Annotated in this window: 1 protein-coding gene; it reads right to left on the bottom strand. The window is 50.9% G+C overall.

Features of this window, described 5'->3' with window-relative positions; all coding sequences use genetic code 11:
- Window positions 1-529 (bottom strand): RHS repeat domain-containing protein (locus ACEWE8_RS26105; RefSeq protein WP_395589453.1); only part of this gene is annotated, 529 nt, incomplete at both ends.

The following is a 529-nucleotide window of genomic DNA, read 5'->3' as shown; positions in this document are numbered from 1 at the left end:
AATCGACTTGACCTGCGCCCTTGTTAAACCAGCCTCTTTGAAAGCCTCAGTAAAGTCTCTACCTCTCGATCCTTGCAGTTGGATTGAAACGATATTCTTTTGGTTTCCTGATGTGGGGAAGAGATCAGGTGACCCTTCAAAATTGACGCTTTTGAAAGCTAGTCCCCACGGATCGACCCACATAACGGGGCTGGGTGCATACTGATAAAAGTTCATTCCGCCATCTAGACCTATGGGGTCTTGTGTAACAAAACGCCCCACTTCTGGGTCGTAGTACCTTAAGGTGTTGTAATGCAGCCCCGTCTCACTATCAAAGTATTGCCCCTGGAACCTTAGGTTCTGCTCGATATCATGAACCTTGAGCTCCTCGATTGCACCCCATGAGCGATAAGTCGCCTGCCAAACTATCTCGCCCTCGCTATTGCTCAACTCCAAGGGCGTTCCAATCTGATCGGTATGGAAGTAGTAGACCTTGTGGGCCTCACCCTCCACCTGATCAACCCGCGCCAACGGCGCATAGCTCCCCGGC

The sequence above is a fragment of the Pseudomonas sp. TR47 genome, from assembly GCF_044143025.1.
Classification (GTDB): Bacteria; Pseudomonadota; Gammaproteobacteria; order Pseudomonadales; family Pseudomonadaceae; genus Aquipseudomonas; species Aquipseudomonas putida_E.
This window is presented reverse-complemented; position numbering and strand designations above follow the sequence as displayed.